13 protein-coding genes are annotated in these 16073 nt (G+C 49.4%); 7 read left to right on the top strand and 6 right to left on the bottom strand.

The features are described from left to right. Nucleotides 1-125: 125 nt before the first annotated feature. A complete protein-coding gene (locus ACO0LD_RS24420; RefSeq protein WP_422638803.1) occupies nt 126-392 on the bottom strand; it encodes a type B 50S ribosomal protein L31 in 267 nt (88 codons plus the stop codon). A gap of 523 nt (nt 393-915) precedes the next feature. On the opposite strand from ACO0LD_RS24420, the gene ACO0LD_RS24415 reads away from it, so the two are divergent. After that, nucleotides 916-1545 carry a trimeric intracellular cation channel family protein gene (locus ACO0LD_RS24415; protein WP_423010809.1) on the top strand — a complete coding sequence of 210 codons (630 nt, stop codon included), beginning with the start codon at nt 916-918 and terminating at the stop codon, nt 1543-1545. A gap of 38 nt (nt 1546-1583) precedes the next feature. On the opposite strand, the gene ACO0LD_RS24410 is transcribed toward ACO0LD_RS24415, so the two are convergent. Beyond that, the gene (locus ACO0LD_RS24410) at nt 1584-2261 is read right to left on the bottom strand and encodes a TetR family transcriptional regulator (RefSeq protein WP_423010807.1); all 678 of its coding nucleotides are present in this window, start codon (nt 2259-2261) and stop codon (nt 1584-1586) included. Nucleotides 2262-2906: 645 nt separating this feature from the next. Here ACO0LD_RS24410 and ACO0LD_RS24405 point away from each other — a divergent pair. From ACO0LD_RS24405 to ACO0LD_RS24395, 3 genes are all read left to right on the top strand, one after another. After that, complete coding sequence (locus tag ACO0LD_RS24405; protein ID WP_423010806.1) at nt 2907-4274, top strand: efflux RND transporter periplasmic adaptor subunit; 1368 nt, start codon at nt 2907-2909, stop codon at nt 4272-4274. 73 nt (nt 4275-4347) lie between these two features. Continuing rightward, nucleotides 4348-7503 carry an efflux RND transporter permease subunit gene (locus ACO0LD_RS24400; RefSeq protein ID WP_423010804.1) on the top strand — a complete coding sequence of 1052 codons (3156 nt, stop codon included), beginning with the start codon at nt 4348-4350 and terminating at the stop codon, nt 7501-7503. Nucleotides 7504-7505: 2 nt separating this feature from the next. After that, nucleotides 7506-8948 carry an efflux transporter outer membrane subunit gene (locus ACO0LD_RS24395; RefSeq protein WP_423010802.1) on the top strand — a complete coding sequence of 481 codons (1443 nt, stop codon included), beginning with the start codon at nt 7506-7508 and terminating at the stop codon, nt 8946-8948. 62 nt (nt 8949-9010) lie between these two features. Here ACO0LD_RS24395 and ACO0LD_RS24390 read toward each other — a convergent pair whose 3' ends face one another. The 4 genes from ACO0LD_RS24390 to ACO0LD_RS24375 all read right to left on the bottom strand — a co-directional run bounded on the left by ACO0LD_RS24390 (nt 9011) and on the right by ACO0LD_RS24375 (nt 12674). Beyond that, nucleotides 9011-9643 carry an SCO family protein gene (locus tag ACO0LD_RS24390; protein WP_423010800.1) on the bottom strand — a complete coding sequence of 211 codons (633 nt, stop codon included), beginning with the start codon at nt 9641-9643 and terminating at the stop codon, nt 9011-9013. After that, on the bottom strand, nt 9640-10497 hold the full coding sequence (locus ACO0LD_RS24385; RefSeq protein ID WP_423010798.1) for a formylglycine-generating enzyme family protein: 858 nt from the start codon (nt 10495-10497) through the stop codon (nt 9640-9642). The genes ACO0LD_RS24390 and ACO0LD_RS24385 overlap by 4 nt, the downstream gene beginning before the upstream one ends. Before the next feature lie 39 nt (nt 10498-10536). After that, nucleotides 10537-12036, bottom strand: coding sequence for a copper-containing nitrite reductase (gene nirK, locus ACO0LD_RS24380; RefSeq protein ID WP_423010796.1), 1500 nt, complete (start codon nt 12034-12036; stop codon nt 10537-10539). A gap of 170 nt (nt 12037-12206) precedes the next feature. Beyond that, nucleotides 12207-12674, bottom strand: a complete 468-nt coding sequence (locus tag ACO0LD_RS24375; protein ID WP_423010794.1) for an RrF2 family transcriptional regulator — start codon at nt 12672-12674, stop codon at nt 12207-12209. 300 nt (nt 12675-12974) lie between these two features. Here ACO0LD_RS24375 and ACO0LD_RS24370 point away from each other — a divergent pair, with 300 nt between their 5' ends. From ACO0LD_RS24370 to ACO0LD_RS24360, 3 genes are all read left to right on the top strand, one after another. Then, a complete protein-coding gene (locus ACO0LD_RS24370) occupies nt 12975-15263 on the top strand; it encodes a nitric-oxide reductase large subunit (RefSeq protein WP_423010792.1) in 2289 nt (762 codons plus the stop codon). A 101-nt stretch (nt 15264-15364) separates the two neighbouring features. Continuing rightward, complete coding sequence (locus ACO0LD_RS24365) at nt 15365-15628, top strand: DUF2249 domain-containing protein (protein WP_423010790.1); 264 nt, start codon at nt 15365-15367, stop codon at nt 15626-15628. 51 nt (nt 15629-15679) lie between these two features. Next, on the top strand, nt 15680-16018 hold the full coding sequence (locus ACO0LD_RS24360; protein ID WP_423010788.1) for a cupin domain-containing protein: 339 nt from the start codon (nt 15680-15682) through the stop codon (nt 16016-16018). Nucleotides 16019-16073: the final 55 nt, after the last annotated feature.

The raw sequence follows: 16073 nt of genomic DNA, 5'->3' as shown, positions 1-16073 counted from the left end.
TTTTACTAAAAATTCTTGGGAACCACAGACGGTCTTGCGTACTCCGCGATTTTGTATTAGCAAGGATTGCCCTGCTAACGCATGAGACTGTGCTACTTGAGACTGGTCTGTGCTTCCCTGGCCAATTAGTTGGCGACAGAAGTCTTGGAACCGACTTTGCCGAATTTTTGGCGGAATTTTTCAACGCGACCGGCTGTGTCCACGATTTTGTGTTTGCCAGTGTAGAAAGGATGAGATTCTGCAGAAACCTCGATCTTTACCAGTGGGTATTCTTTACCTTCAAACTCACCTTTGTCGCGAGTGTTGATAGTTGAACGTGTGATGAATTTGAAATCGCAAGAAACGTCGTGGAACAGAACTTCGCGATAATTTGGGTGGATGCCATCTCTCATGCTTGCCTCGAAAATAGTGTAGGTAGCCAATAAGCACTTCGTCGGTCGTCTTGCTTCTTGACCCGATTGCATTATCACTTGCCAAAGGTTAAATAATTGTCTGGATTTTGGACGCCCAAAATGCCAAGCCGATGATTATACAATGAAAATTAAGGTTTTTGCGATGGAATGTTGTGGAGGCGGGCGGCTTATCGCAGATAAATTTGAGGACGATAAGGTGAGTTTGAGTGAGATAATATTGCTTATTTTATATTTATTAAGGTCTTTTTGTTGCGACCTACTCTAGTTTACTACGAACGCCGCTGGGTTCCTGCCTGCGCAGGAACGACGAATTTGAGGGTGGTTTCTTTGCATGAGCTTCTGGATATCTTCGATTTTTCTCAGTCTTTCTCTGTGATAGCTCTGTGTCTCTGTGCCTCTGTGTTGAGAGGTCTTGAATTTAAAGAACCATAGACTATCAGACCCAAAACCACTCCTAACTTGCTAAAATCCCCATTTTTGCACCAAATCCCGAAGGAGAAGCATGACGACGAGCTATCTGGGTATGAGTTCGATGTTGCATACCATTGAAGTCGCCGGGATACTGGCTTTTGCCAGTTCAGGGTTTATTGAGGCGCGGCGCAAGCGTATGGACGTGGTGGGGGTGTTTACCGTAGCCTTTATCACGGCCTTCGGCGGCGGCACGCTGCGTGACCTGTTGTTGGACAGGCGGCCACTGTTTTGGGTAGAGAATCAGGAATACCCTATCCTCATCTTTGTCATGTCGATTATCGCCATCCCGTTTTTGCGACATTTGCGTAATGCGGTGACTGAAAATGCCATCGTGCTGGCTGATGCGCTGGGCCTGGGTTTGTTCAGTGTGACTGGGGCGTCGCTGGCGCAAGAGGCGCAGATGCCTATGTTTGTTTGCGTCATGATGGGGGTTATCACGGGTATATTTGGCGGTGTCTTGCGCGATATTATCTGTAATGAAATACCGCTGGTGTTCAGACGCAGCCATTTATATGCAACCTGCGCCTTTGCTGGCTGCTGGGCTTATTTGCTGCTGAACTGGCTACAGATCAATGAGGGTGTCGCGCTGGGTTTTGGAGTGGGCATATGCTTCGTACTGCGCATGATGGCAGTACGTTTTGACTGGAAGTTGCCGGTCTAGCCCAGATTTGCCTGGTCTGGCTTGGTTTTAGCTTAGTTTCAATTATCTACGACCAGATGCAGGGTGCTTTCCTTTGCTGCTGGTTTTGGTTTCTTTAATGGCGGGCGGGCGACCAGGCCTGCCATGAATATATCAACCATGTCCTCAGCATGAAGCATCAGGCAATAGGCTGAAGAGTCTTCCAGCCATTCATGGACTATGCCTATGACATAGGCGTGAATGGCTTGCATGGCGATCCAGGTGTCGGTGTCGGGATGTAACTGCCCCTGGTCAACCGCTTGCTGGATCATGGCCTGTACTTTGGCCAGACATTCAACCCGTTTTTCGCTTTCGGCGCTGAAGAAGATCAGTTCACTGTTTTTTTCGCAACGATGAAAAATGATGTCAAAAACTTTTTGCTGGCGTTCATTGCCAGTGACCAGATTAAGGAAGTGGACGTTTAATTGTTTGATGCCAGCGAGTGGGTCTTTGTGCGGTGTGGAAACAATTTCATTGAGCAGGGCTTCCATGGGCAGGAAGGCGCGGTCACACATGGCTTGAAAGAGGGCGTTTTTATCCTTGAAGTGCCAGTAAATTGCGCCGCGCGTCATGCCTGCTGCAATGGCAACATCATTGAGTGTGGTACTGGTGACACCTTTTTCAGCGAAGACTTTTTCTGCTGCGTCGAGCAGCGTATTATAGGTTTCCTGCGCTTCTTCTTTCGTCTTTCTGACCATTTTGTTTCCTTTGCGCACGTTGCAAATTTTTTTAATCGCTACGTACAATTTTTCTGCTGTCTCTTCGTCATGTATGTAATTACTGCAAAGTGAAATTACCGGGAGTTTTCAAATTCTCGTTCACTTTGATGAATAGGTATATGTGTACCCATTTCATATTTGCCAGACCTGCATTGTTACTGATTGATACTGGAACATTTTTTCTTTAAACGGACCTGTTTCAGATCAAATTTAATGCTGCAAAGCAGAAATTTTTTGTCTGCTTTATACTTGTTTTCTTGCTTAAGCATTTATCCCATGTCAACTCGCATTACCAGCTTGTCATGAGGCTTTAACCATACCGCGCTATAAATAAGTAAAAAGTAATATCAGTAAAGATGCGGTCCTGTATTTGCATTTGTTTCACTGATGGCTGATCCCAAATTTTGTTAATTTGAAAACGACTCATGAAAGAGTCAGCTAAATAAGAAAATACGACTTCAGAAAAATTGCAGCCACTTGCAGTGGTTTTTCATAGGTCAGAACAAATCCAGCTTCGCCCAAAATCCCTGAAATACCGTAGGGCTGTTTAAAAACTTTATTTACAAACATTCGTGAATGTATATAATAGCACACCGCCTTTCCTTTTAGAAGAAAGAATCTCCTATGCGCTCCCCTGCAAAACCAATAATAAATGTATTAAAGCTATCTTCGATTACTAGTCATGTGACTCAGGCTTTGCCTGCTTTGCGTATTGCTGCCATCAGCGTGCCCTTGTTGGTATTGGCTGCTTGCGGTGATAAAGGCGCAGCAAATGCTGCTGGCCCAGGCAAGATGCCGCCGCCAGAAGTGAATGTAGTTACTGTGCAGACTCGTAACCTGGGTCTGGATTTTGAATATGCGGCGCAAACCGCAGGTTCACGCGAAACTGAAGTGCGTGCCCGTGTTGCCGGTATTTTGGAAAACCGTCTGTATGAAGAAGGTTCGCGCGTCAAGGCAGGCACTGTCCTGTTCCAGATTGATCAGGGCGCTTACCGCACGCAACTGGCATCTGCAGAGGCTGCTGCGGGTGTGGCAGAGGCCAAGCTGAACCAGTCCAAGCGCGAATTTGCTCGCCTGGCACCGCTGGCTGCAGAAAAAGCCATCAGCCAGAAAGAGTTTGACGATGCCAAGTCTGCGCTGGAAACCGCAGAAGCCAGCCTCAAACAAGTACAGGCACAGGTCAATGAAGCCAAGCTCAATCTGGGTTATACCCGTGTTGTGGCACCTATCGATGGTGTGACTGGTGTTGCTGCCAAATCCAATGGTAGTCTGGTGACCGCGACAGACAGTTTGTTGACGACCATCGTGCAAACTGATCCTGTGTATGTCAACTTTAGCGTGCCGGAAGCGGATTATCTGAAGCTGAGCAAGGATGTTGGCGCTGGCAAGATTGCCTTGCCTGGCAAGAAAACCAATAACGGCAGCCTGGCTTTTGATGTGCAGTTAAAACTGGCTGACGGCAGCATGTCACCGACCACAGGCAAGATGAATTTTGTCAGTGAAAAAGTGAATCCTGCTACTGGTGGCTTTGATGCCCGTGCCCAGGTGCCTAATCCTGAAGGTACTTTGCGCCCGGGCCAGTTCGTGCGCGTGATACTTAGCGGTGCTACCCGTAGTGCTGCCATTGCGATACCACAACGTGCGGTAATCGATAGCCCCATGGGCAAGATCGTGTTCACGGTGTCGCCGGATAACAAGCTGGTGCCAAAACCGGTTGAGCTGGATGGCTGGTCGCATGGTGAATGGATAGTGACCAAGGGTTTGCAAGGCGGCGACCGCGTATTGGTGGATGGTTTCATCAAGGCGCATGACCCAGGCATGACGGTAACGCCAATCGCGATCACGGCCAAGGCTGCAACGCAAGCTGCGCCAGCGGGTGCGCCACCTGGTGCTCCTGCTGCTGAAGGCAAACCGGCTGCTGCCAGTGCATCTGCTTCAGCACCTGCAGCCAGTGCGGCCCCGTCAGCAGCCAGCGCCGAGGCAAAACACTAAGCCCGTAAATTAAGCCAAAGTATCAAGCTGAAAATCCGCTGCATAACAAAGCTAAGGCTACAAGGAATAATTCATGTTCTCAAAATTTTTTATTAACCGGCCGATCTTCGCGACTGTTTTATCGCTGATCATCGTGCTGGCCGGTCTGGCCGCCTTGCGCGTCCTGCCGATTTCGCGCTACCCGGAGATTTCTCCGCCGGTAGTGAATGTGACTGCGGTCTATCCAGGCGCGTCAGCCGAGGTGGTTGAGCGCACAGTGGCTGGCCCGATTGAAGAGCAGATCAACGGCGTGGAACACATGCTGTATATGGATTCGGTTTCTTCTGCTGATGGCCGTGTATCGATCAACGTCACATTTGAAGTTGGTACGGATCTCGATATCGCTGCAGTTAACGTCAATAACCGCGTACGTCAGGCTGATGCCAAATTGCCGCAAGAAGTACGTCGTCAGGGTGTGACGGTCTCCAAGAGTTCGTCCAATTTCCTGGTAGTGGCGGCATTGTTCTCGCCAGATAATCGCTATGACGCATTGTTCTTGTCCAACTATGCAACGCAAAACGTACTGGATGCGCTGAAGCGTGTGCCGGGTACCACCAATATCCAGATTTTCGGTGCCAAGGATTATGCAATGCGTATCTGGATGCGTCCTGACCGCATGGCGCAACTGGGTGTGACAGTGGGTGATATTTCTACTGCCATTACTGAGCAAAATGCCCAGTATGCAGCGGGTAAAGTAGGTGCACCTCCAAATAACACAGAAGAACTGACAATGACAGTGACGGCCAAGGGCCGTTTGCTGGAACCGTCTGAGTTTGCCAATATCATTGTCAAGTCAGCCAAGGGTGGTTCTGCCATCCGTATCAGCGATGTTGCTCGTGTTGAACTGGGTTCCAAGGATTACAACTTGTATGGCCGCGTCAATGGCCACCCATCTGCCAACATTGGTGTGTTCTTGCAGACTGGTGCAAATGCGCTGGAAACCCGCAAGGCTGTAGAGCAAACCCTGAAAGACCTGAAAGCCAAGTTCCCGGAAGGTATGGAATATGCCACGCCGTATGACACCACACCTTTCGTGACTGAGTCGATTGCTGAAGTGTTGAAAACCCTGGCCGAAGCGATGGCCCTGGTGTTCGTCGTTGTATACCTGTTCCTGCAAAGCTGGCGTGCCACCATCATCCCGACACTGGCTGTGCCGGTATCGCTGATTGGTACTATGGCTGGTCTGCATTTGCTGGGTTACAGCATCAACACGCTGACACTGTTCGGTATGGTGCTGGCGATTGGTATTGTGGTGGATGATGCGATTGTGGTGCTGGAAAACGTTGAGCGCCTGATCAATGAAGAAGGCATGACACCAAAAGATGCAGCGATTGAGGCCATGCATGAAGTGACTGGCCCGGTTATCGCGATCGTGCTGGTGCTGGTAGCGGCTTTCGGTCCTATTGCTTTCCTCGGTGGTCTGGCGGGTGAGTTGTATCGTCAGTTCTCGGTCACGATTTCCATTGCTGTGGTCTTGTCCGGTATCGTTGCTTTGACATTGACACCAGCTTTGTGCGCGATCTTGCTCAAACCAGGTTCAGAAAATCACAACCGTTTCTTCACCTGGTTTAACGCGGCCTTCCTGCGTCTGACCAAGCGTTATACCGATGGCGTTACCTTCTTCATGAAGCGCGCTGTCTTGGGTATTGCACTGGTGCTGGGTATGGTTGCCCTGACTGGCCTGTTGTGGAAAAACGTGCCTGGTGGTCTGGTGCCGGATGAAGATCAGGGTTATTTCATCGGTGCAGCGATCATGCCGGATGGTGCTTCTCTGGACCGTACTGATGCGATGGTACGTCAGGTTGAATCCATCATGAAAACCAACAAGAATATTGATACCACCTTTGCCCTGGTTGGTCTGGATTTCCTTGGCGGCGGCGGTTTGAAATCTTCTGCTGCGACCATGTTCTTCCCCTTGAAGCCTTGGGAAGAGCGTACCCAGTCTGCCCAGCAGATGGTGGGCGAAAGCTATATGAAAACTGGCCGTATCAAGGAAGGCTTGCCTTTGTTCTTTGCCCCGCCTGCAATTCAGGGCCTGGGTCAGACCGGTGGTTTTGAGTTCTATCTGCAAAATGCAGGTGAAGGCGGCGTCAAGCGTCTGGCGCAACTGTTGCCATTGCTGATCGCTGAAGCCAACAAGCAACCTGAACTGGCTGGTGTAAAAACTTTGTGGCAAGCCAATTCACCACAGTTGTATGTGGACGTGGACAATGAAAAAGCGCGCTCCATGGGTGTGGCCTTGTCGGATGTGTATAACACCCTGGCTGCGACCATGGGTAGTTACTACGTCAATGACTTCAACAAGAATGGCCGTATCTACACCGTGCAATTGCAGGCAGAAGGCCAGTACCGCGCCAAGCCAGATGACATAGGCAGTATGTATGTGCGTTCTGCCACTGGTCAGATGATACCTGTGCGTGCTTTCACGACTATCAAGTTCATTACTGGTCCTGACTCTGTACAACGTTTCAATGCCTTGCCATCGATTAAATTGCTGGGTGATGCCAAGCCAGGCTTCAGTTCTGGTCAGGCGATTGCAGCGATGGAAAGAGCCGCGAAAAACGTCTTGCCTGCTGATGTTGTGTACGACTGGGGTGGCGCGTCCTTCCAGGAAAAACGCAGCAGCAATGCTGCAGGCCTGGCATTGGGTGCTGGTGTCTTGATGATTTTCCTGATCCTGGCAGCACAGTATGAAAAATGGTCTTTGCCATTCTCGGTCTTGCTGGCGATGCCATTCGGTATCTTCGGTGCCTTGCTGGCGGTGTACCTGCGTCACTTTAACAATGACGTGTACTTCCAGATCGGTCTGGTGACGCTATTAGGTTTGTCGGCGAAGAATGCGATTCTGATTGTGGAATTCGCGGTCATGAAAGTGCATGAAGGTTATGCACCGGTGGCTGCGGCGCTGGAAGCGGCACGCTTGCGCTTCCGCCCGATTTTGATGACGTCGCTGGCGTTTATTTTGGGTGTGGTACCACTGGCTTTCTCGCACGGCGCAGGTGCTGCGGCGCGTCAATCTTTGGGTACTGGTGTATTGGGCGGTATGCTGGCAGCGACTTTCCTGGCGATCTTCTTCGTGCCTCTGTTCTTCAAGCTGATCAATGACAGACGCTTGAAAACCACTGAGCAGGATTTTGAACACCCTGTCCATATTTTGCACAATGCACCTCAAGCAGATGTGAAGGAATAATGATGTCTGGTACAAAATTCATATTAACAACACTGGTTGCCAGCATGGTGCTGGCAGGCTGTGCTTCGGTCGGGCCGGATTACCAGCGCCCGGCGCTGGAAACACCGGCTAGCCTGGGTGTAGTGGCGACACAAAATAAACAGGTTGCAGTGGACTATGCAGCCTGGTGGAAAAGTTTTCAGGACCCGGTATTGGATAGCCTGCTGGATGAAGCTACAAGAAATAATCAGGACCTGATCCTGGCTGCTGCCCGCATTGAAGAAGCACGTGCGGTCGCTGTTGGTGCCAATTCAAATCGCTATCCCAGTGTAGATGCTAATCTGGGCGCTACCCGTACTCGTACCAGCGAAAACGCTGGCAAGCTGGGTACCGGTGTCAGCCCTTACAGCAAAGACTTTCAACTGAGTTTGACTGCATCTTATGAGGTTGATTTTTGGGGCAAGCTGGCGCGTGCGGATGAAGCCGCCCGTGCGCGTTTGCTGGCACAGGAAGCCAGCCGTGGCCTGGTACAAAGCAGCCTGTATGCGAATGTTGCGCAAAGCTATTTCGCCATGCGTGCGGCGGATGCACAACTGGCCCTGGCTGATTCGACCCTGAAAACACGTCAGGAAAACCTGCGTTTGCAACAGCGTCGCTTTACAGCGGGTGCGACCAGTGAACTTGATTTGCATGTGGCTGAATCTGAATCTGCTGCAGCAGAAATCAGTTTTGCTCAGGCTAAACAGTCTTTGTCGAATATAGAATCGACACTGGCAGTCTTGCTGGGCCGTTCTGCCAGCGCTATCGCACAACCTGTGATTGCGCGTGGTAATGAGATCGGTAGCCTGCATCAGCAACTGATCATGCCAGCAGACCTGCCATCTGATTTGCTCAACCGTCGCCCGGATATCTTGTCGGCAGAGCAGGCACTGGTGGCTGCCAATGCAGACATCGGTCAGGCCAAGTCGCAATATTTCCCTAGTGTTAAATTGACGACGACTGCTGGCTATGAGTCCCGCGTATTCCGGGACTTGATCAATCCTGCTTCGCTGTTGTGGAGCCTGGGCAGTAGTCTGGCGCAACCGGTATTTCGTGCCGGTGCAATTGCTGCGGTAGTGCAAGGGGCCGAAGCCCGCAAGAACCAGGCGCTGGCGCAATATGTGCAGGCAGTGCAGGGTGCTTTCCGTGATGTGCATGATGCGCTGAACAATACGGCTGCCAATGAGCAAGTCAATGCAGCTTCTGAGCGCAGGGTCACTGCCTTGAAAGATTCGTTGCGCCTGGCAGATTTGCGCTACAAGAACGGCTATAGCAGTTATCTGGAAGTCTTGAATGCGCAACGCGATCTGTTCCAGGCACAAGCCAGTCTGATCGACAGCAAGCGTGCGCAATTGTCGTCTGTGGTCAGTATTTACAAGGCCGTCGGTGGCGGCTGGAGCAAGCCTGACACCTTGGCTAGCAAGTAAGATAGCTTTGCGGTGTAAAAAAACGGCCCTTTGACAGGGCCGTTTTTTTATGGATAGAAGACTTAGTGCTTGGAGTCTGCATCAAGGGTTTTGAGTGATGATTTTATTTTCTGTAAAAATTCATCATCAACTGTACCTAGCGTGCCACTACGGGCGAGAATGCGGCCATTTTTATCCAATAGAATTAGTGCGCTGGTGTGGTTAAATTCGCCGCTCTCCATTTGCCTGTACTGAATATTGAATACTGCAGCTAATTGCCGTACTGATTTTTCGTTAGTGCGGGCTAGTACCCAATGCTGCTTGTCCAGCTCCCTGGCTTTTGCGATTGATTGTAAAGTGGCGACGTCGTCCCTGGCTGGGTCGAGTGTCACCAGCAGGAAGGATAAATGGGACTTTTCTTGCTCATCCAGTTTTTTCTCCAGCATTCTTATGGTGTCTATCAGCATGGGGCAAACATATTCACATGAGTTATAGAACATGCTGGCGATCACAATATGTCCAGCCTGATTCGCAAGCTTGAACTTGGTGGCTTGTTGATTTTCTAGTGTAATCGGTAATTGGTAAACTGAATCACCTGGAAAAGTTTGTACTTGCTTTGTGGTTTTTGCTGGCTCGACAGTAGCTGCGTAGCTAGGTAGCGTGCATAGAAAGAGGGCGGCAACAGTCGCCTTGCATGCGTTCAATACTGATTTCATTTTCTTTCTCCATTGAGATCACGAGCACAGCGAAATCCCAGATTGTCGGTAGTACTTGCACCCGTCAGTGATGACAGCAATGCGACCCGCATCAAGATTGCATAGTTCTCTTTGTTTTGCAGACTGATAGCCCCGGCACCACAAAATTGCAACTTGTCCGGGTCACCCTGAGTGCGACTGTCAGCGCTGATCAGCAAGGCATTGAAGTCGCTGACCCATTCCCATATCAGGCCATGCATATCTTTGATGCCGTAATAATTGGGTGCGTGGCCGATGTTAGTTGAGTTAGTTGACGACTGATCCGACGATACTGAATACCAGGAAAGTATGTGTGCCAGCCAGGCCGGGTCACTGCGGGCATCGGCATGTTGCCCATCCGCTGCGGCGACAAGTTCCCATTCGTACCATGCAGGTAATCGCGCATTTTCAGTTTCGCAATAGGCCTGGGCTGCATGCCAACTGACGCTGGTGGCTGCCTGTGTCAATTTTTGTGCATCACCGGGTTCATTTGGCGATGACCATGTATGCAGGTAACTGGCATCAGCAAAAATAGATGGAACGCTATCTCTTCGCCATTCTGGATGCGTTTGCAGAAATTGCTGGTATTCGCCATTCGTTACCGGACTGATGCGCATGGCAAAGGGTTTGACCTTTGCCTTGTCTTTAAGGTCTGGCCCTGACAATACGCTGGCGAACTGATTGCCGGGAATAGCGACATAATTGGTGGCAAAATCAGTAGTAGAACCAGTAGCAGAATCAGCTGCATTGGTGACAGCTGAAAAGAGCAAAAAAACTGCACTCAACAAAACCTGTCTGAAAGTTGGTTTGCTATTGCAACTGCTCCAATTCGCCATAAATTTATCGCTATCCGATTGATTGTATCGATGATGTGATTAATGTGCTGCTGCTTTCACCGGTACGGCCTTGGCGCGTTCCGCCTTGACTTCACTGGCTAGTACGCGCCCACCTTTATTGCCCCAGTTATTCAAGGCATAAGTCAGAATATTGGCGACTTCATCATCATTCAATTGATTCATGGCTGGCATGACAGAATCAAACTCTTTCCCATTGACTGTGACCTTGCCAGTCAGCCCGCGTAACAGCACGCCGATGGATCTTTGTGGATCGGCATTCAAATAGTCTGACTGTGCCAGCGGAGGAAAGACACCGGGCAGGCCCGCGCCATTTGCTTGGTGGCAGACTGAGCAGGTACCCGCGAATAATTGCCCGCCTGCATTAACCTGGTCCTGTACCGTCAGCGTGCCACTTTCAGCGGCTTTTGTTGCTGTACTGACCGCTGCCAGATTGGCTTGTGCGCGATCGCCCAGATAGACTGAATCCAGTTCTTTGCCTGAATAGATGTCTTTCTTGGCTGGACCATCCACTTTCATGATGGCCAGTGCGCCTTTATTGAATGCGCGGAAAATCGAATGATCGACCAGTACATAGCTGCCGGGTACTTTGGTCTGGTATTCGACTACAGCAGCACCACCAGCCGGGATGAGTGTAGTTTGTACATTTTTCTGGAAATTGCTGCCGCCCTCAAAACGTACTTTATCGAAGATGGCACCAATCACGTGGAAGCTTGACACCAGGTTAGGGCCACCATTACCGACGAACAGGCGAATTTTTTCATCCGTTTTTGCCGTCAATGCCTTGTCACCCGTCATGGAACCTTCTGCTCCGTTGAACAAGACATAGGTCGGTTTTTCATCGATGGCTTTTTCCATGTCGAACGGCTGGTAGCCTTTTTCACGGTATTTTCCTGTGGTGTAGAAGTCACCTTGCATGACATAGTATTCATGGTCCACAGGCGACAAGCCCTGTGGCGGTTCAACCAGGATCAGGCCATACATACCGTTGGCAACATGCATGCCGACAGGTGCTGTCGCGCAGTGATAGACGTAGATACCTTCATTGAGTGCCTTGAAGGTAAATTGTGATTCATGGCCAGGTGCGGTAAAGCTGGATGATGCACCGCCGCCAGGACCAGTCACACCATGCAAATCGATGTTGTGCGGCATCTTGCTGCTGGGGTGATTCTTGAGATGAAATTCAACCGTGTCACCCTGGCGTATACGAATGAAGCTGCCAGGTACGGTGCCACCAAAGGTCCAGAACATGTATTTCACACCTTCAGAAATTGCCATTTCCTTTTCCACGACTTCCAGTTCGACGATCACCTTTGCCGGATAGTTGCGGTGTAGTGGCGGCGGTACATTTGGTGGGCTGGTGAGTACTGCGTGGATGGGCTTCCCTTGTGGAGGACCAAAATCACTGGAGCTTTTATTGTTTTTGGTATCTGCAGCATGCGCTGACAAAGTCAGGAATAGGGAAGCGAGTAATATCCGTGAGGCTACGGAAGCAGAGAATCCTCTGAACATGTCTTTCATATGAGCACCTTTGTTATGTGAAGCTAGTGAGCTTGGGGAGGGATATCGTCGCTATTCACAATACTGGTGTATTTCTCAAAGATCCTTGATATGAAATAAGAAGTTAGATGTTTTTCCCGGAAGTGATCATTTTTTTCATACGGAGATGACTGACAGCGACAAAATGAGTTCTATGTAGCGCTTGATTTTCGCTTTACTTTATTGCTGGGGAAAATCTGTATTTTGTCAGTTTTGCTTTTTTGCGCGACTAAATCTGCCAGTGTTACTGCATCAAGTACTGACAGATATGAGGCGGTTGCTTTGCTTAACACGCCTTTTAAAATACAAGCACTTGCATAGCTGCAAGTGTTGCTCTGGCCGTCAAAACACTCAGCCATATAAAAGTCAGATTCTGCGGCACGTACTACGTCACCTATATTAATTTTTTCTGGTGGCAGATTCAGTTTCAAACCGCCATGACGACCGCGTATGGTCTCCACTTTATTTGACATTCCCAGTTGATGGACAACCTTGGTCAGATGGCTTTTTGAAATACTGTGCAGCTCAGCAATTTCTTGTACGGTAACCAGCCTATCAGGGTGTTGTGCCAGATAAATCAGGGTGCGCAATGTGTAGTCGGTAAATGCGGTTAATCTCATATTGATTCCAAAAGCCTGTCTATGCACTTGAGATTGTATAGTCTAGGTACATCGCCATCTCTCAATAGCCTATTAAGATACATATAGTATAGATGTTTATAAGTCTTACATGATTTATGTCAGAGATTTGATCTTCATCAAGGCTTTTGCATTAAACATTCATTCTATTTGTATCTTTAAATACATGTATATAAAATGAATCTTTAATGAGTCAAGCTTGTTTCGTTAGCAAAATCGTGCCAGATAAAACACGCTCCTGAGTCAGTTATTTTTTTCAATTCACCAATAAGGAAACACGCCATGCATGCCACGCGTAAACTCTGGACTTGGCTCGCCGTTATCTGTGTTTTATCTTTTGCCGTCTTGGGCTGGGTAGGCACAGAGATTTACTTGACTGCGCCGCCTATCCCCAAACAAGTTGTCAGTAGCAAGGGTACTGTCTTATTTTCAGAGGGACAGGTTCAACGAGGCCAGGAAGCCTGGCTATCTGCCGGTGGGCAGCAATTGGGCTCGGTATGGGGGCATGGCAGTTATGTTGCACCAGACTGGTCTGCCGATTGGTTGCATCGCGAGTCACTGGCTTTACTCGAAATATGGGCGCAAAACGAAGCACAGACATCATTTGAGCAGCTTGGCCTGGGACGTCAGGCAGAATTGAAAGCGCGCTTGAAGGAGGAAATGCGGCACAATACTTATGACTTATCCAGCAATGTGATTGTGCTGAGCGACGACCGGGCAAAGGCTGTCCAGCAAGTTGCGCAACATTATATTGCCCTGTTTGGTAATGATCCTTCATTGGAAAAATTACGCGAGCAATATGCGATGAACCGGGGTACTTTGCCAGAAATCAAGGATTTGCAAGCCTTGCCTGCATTCTTCTTTTGGTCAGCATGGTCTACGGCTACAGACAGGCCAGGCGCCAAGGATCTTAGCTATACCAGCAATTGGCCGCATGAACCGCTGGTGAACAATACGCCGACTGCCGGAGCTGGTATCTGGTCCATCGCCAGTATCATACTGATGATCGCTGCCATTGCCGGAATGATTTTTTATCATTCCATCAGCAAGGAAGAGGGTGACCCGGTACCGCCCAAAGCCGACCCCTTGTTTGACCTGAAGCCCACACCTTCAATGCGGGCAACCAGGAAATATTTCTATGTCGTCATAGGCCTGATACTGGCGCAAGTCGGCATGGGGGTGATTACTGCCCATTACGCTGTCGAAGGGCATAGTTTTTTTGGCTTTCCTCTGGCAGACATACTGCCATTCACTGTCAGTCGCACGATACATACGCAATTTGCTGTGCTGTGGATTGCCACTGCCTGGCTGGCGACGGGCTTGTATATAGCACCTGCCATCTCAGGCCATGAGCCCAGGTTTCAAAAACTTGGTGTCAATGTCTTGTTCTATGCCTTGCTCTTTATCGTTGTCGGCTCTACTGCATTTGGCTGGCTGGGTAGCCTGCAACACAAAGGTAATGAATTCAGTTTCTGGATAGGTAATCAGGGGCTGGAGTTCACCAGCATGGGCCGGGTCTGGCAAATACTTTTATTCATCGGTTTGTTGTTCTGGGTGACCTTGCTGGGGCGTGGCTTATTACCAGCACTGAAAAAACCGTCCGAGAGCCGTGGCCTGATTGCGATGGTATTCCTGGCCGCGATGTGCATAGGTGGTTTCTATGCCACATCACTGACCTGGGGGCCACATACCCATTATTCGATGATTGAGTACTGGCGCTGGTGGTTGGTGCATCTGTGGGTAGAAGGCTTCTTTGAAGTGTTTGCTACTGCAGTGATCGCCTTGTTATTCACCCGCCTGGGCTTGATACGTGCAGCAACAGCTAATAGCGCGATTATTCTGGAAACCATAGTCTTCCTGTTCGGCGGTATCCTGGGAACCTTGCATCACCTGTATTTCACAGGGACACCTACTTTTGTCATCGCGATTGGTGCCATGTTCTCTGCGCTGGAGGTTGTGCCACTGGCAATGATAGGTGTAGAAGCTTTCCGTAACTATCAACGTTCAAAAGCTGCACCTTGGGTGCAGGCCTACAAGTGGTCGATACTGTGCTTTATTGCCGTTGGGTTCTGGAACACCGTTGGTGCAGGCTTGCTCGGATTTTCCATCAATACGCCGCTTGCGCTGTACTACATGCAAGGTTTGAATATGACTGCTGCACATGGTCATGCCGCGTTGTTTGGTGTCTACGGCATGCTGGGCATAGGCTTGCTGCTGTTCTGTCTGAGAGGCTTGTCTGATCGTGCTCTCTGGTCCGATAAATTATTGCAAGCGATGTTCTGGTTGCTCAATATAGGACTGGCAATGATGGTGTTCATGTCGCTGGTGCCAGCGGGCATTTATCAGGCTGTAGCAAGCATTACCAAAGGCATGTGGTTTGCACGTTCACCAGAAGTCATCCATTCGCACTTCATGGAAACCCTGGTGTGGATGCGGGTTCCCGGTGACATCGTGCTCTCTATTGGTGTCGTTTGCCTGGCTGTATTTGCCTTGCGCCTGTTGACAGGAAGAAAGCCTGTGCAAACGAACGCAACTGATATGAGCTACGCCAAAGTTTCCAGCAAGGCTTAGTCATTTTTTGCTTATTTCTTGGTTATTCATTTAAGGGAGGGCAGCAATGACTCTCCCTGTGATTTCTGCTTATTTTCATCTATATTAAAAGGAGTTTCATCATGGTTCACGATTGTTCCATTCCCGTATTGGCTGAAGGCGTATATGAATTTGATGCGCGTGGCGTTGCCAAGCGTTTTCGTCATGCAGCGATTTTTGGTGCCTTGTCGGCTTTAAAGTCTGGGGAAACCATGCGTTTTTGCAATGACCATAATCCCTTGCCATTGCTGGCTCAGATTGAGCAACACTTTGGCACAGGTGTGAAAATGGCTTATGTGTCCCAGGTTCCAGGTGAAATCATTATTGATTTTCATGTGGCAACTTAGTCCATTGCTGAACATGTCACTGAGCCTGATTGCAATACGAGGAGAAATAAAATGGCCACACCACATTTACACTCAGGAGAAGTAAGCAACTTGCTGGCGCCTGAAGGGCAATTGCTGGCGGTACCAGCGCACGCCTTGTTTAAAGACGAGCATCTTGAAGTCATCCTCATGAACCTGGCACAGGGAAAGAGCCTGCCTTCGCATCACGTGCATGGCCCCATCACCATACAGTGCCTGTCTGGTGAAGTACAAGTTGAATTACAGGTGGGACCAAAGACCATGCATACCGGTGACTTGCTGTATCTTGCCGCCGGTTTGCCGCATGCAGTTGTGGCGATCAGCAATACTTCTTTTCTGGTGACGATAGTTTTGTTGAAAGCTGTAGCTTAGCAAAGCATTCTAATAAGCCATTCAGCCAGAGTAAAAATAAAAAAGCCGTCACAAA

The organism is Undibacterium sp. Ji83W (genome assembly GCF_049340385.1).
Classification (GTDB): domain Bacteria; phylum Pseudomonadota; class Gammaproteobacteria; order Burkholderiales; family Burkholderiaceae_D; genus Undibacterium.
Note: the sequence above shows the minus strand (reverse complement) of the source record. Positions and strands in the feature narration are given on the sequence as shown.

What these genes read in the sequence shown, in the direction of transcription:
- ACO0LD_RS24405 (WP_423010806.1), top strand. Translation starts at nt 2,907, where the DNA reads ATGCGCTCCCCTGCAAAACCAATAATAAATGTATTAAAGCTATCTTCG.
- ACO0LD_RS24420 (WP_422638803.1), bottom strand. Translation starts at nt 392, where the DNA reads ATGAGAGATGGCATCCACCCAAATTATCGCGAAGTTCTGTTCCACGAC.
- ACO0LD_RS24400 (WP_423010804.1), top strand. Translation starts at nt 4,348, where the DNA reads ATGTTCTCAAAATTTTTTATTAACCGGCCGATCTTCGCGACTGTTTTA.
- ACO0LD_RS24375 (WP_423010794.1), bottom strand. Translation starts at nt 12,674, where the DNA reads ATGAGATTAACCGCATTTACCGACTACACATTGCGCACCCTGATTTAT.
- ACO0LD_RS24395 (WP_423010802.1), top strand. Translation starts at nt 7,506, where the DNA reads ATGTCTGGTACAAAATTCATATTAACAACACTGGTTGCCAGCATGGTG.
- ACO0LD_RS24360 (WP_423010788.1), top strand. Translation starts at nt 15,680, where the DNA reads ATGGCCACACCACATTTACACTCAGGAGAAGTAAGCAACTTGCTGGCG.
- ACO0LD_RS24385 (WP_423010798.1), bottom strand. Translation starts at nt 10,497, where the DNA reads ATGGCGAATTGGAGCAGTTGCAATAGCAAACCAACTTTCAGACAGGTT.
- ACO0LD_RS24415 (WP_423010809.1), top strand. Translation starts at nt 916, where the DNA reads ATGACGACGAGCTATCTGGGTATGAGTTCGATGTTGCATACCATTGAA.
- ACO0LD_RS24410 (WP_423010807.1), bottom strand. Translation starts at nt 2,261, where the DNA reads ATGGTCAGAAAGACGAAAGAAGAAGCGCAGGAAACCTATAATACGCTG.
- ACO0LD_RS24370 (WP_423010792.1), top strand. Translation starts at nt 12,975, where the DNA reads ATGCATGCCACGCGTAAACTCTGGACTTGGCTCGCCGTTATCTGTGTT.
- ACO0LD_RS24390 (WP_423010800.1), bottom strand. Translation starts at nt 9,643, where the DNA reads ATGAAATCAGTATTGAACGCATGCAAGGCGACTGTTGCCGCCCTCTTT.
- ACO0LD_RS24365 (WP_423010790.1), top strand. Translation starts at nt 15,365, where the DNA reads ATGGTTCACGATTGTTCCATTCCCGTATTGGCTGAAGGCGTATATGAA.
- nirK (WP_423010796.1), bottom strand. Translation starts at nt 12,036, where the DNA reads ATGAAAGACATGTTCAGAGGATTCTCTGCTTCCGTAGCCTCACGGATA.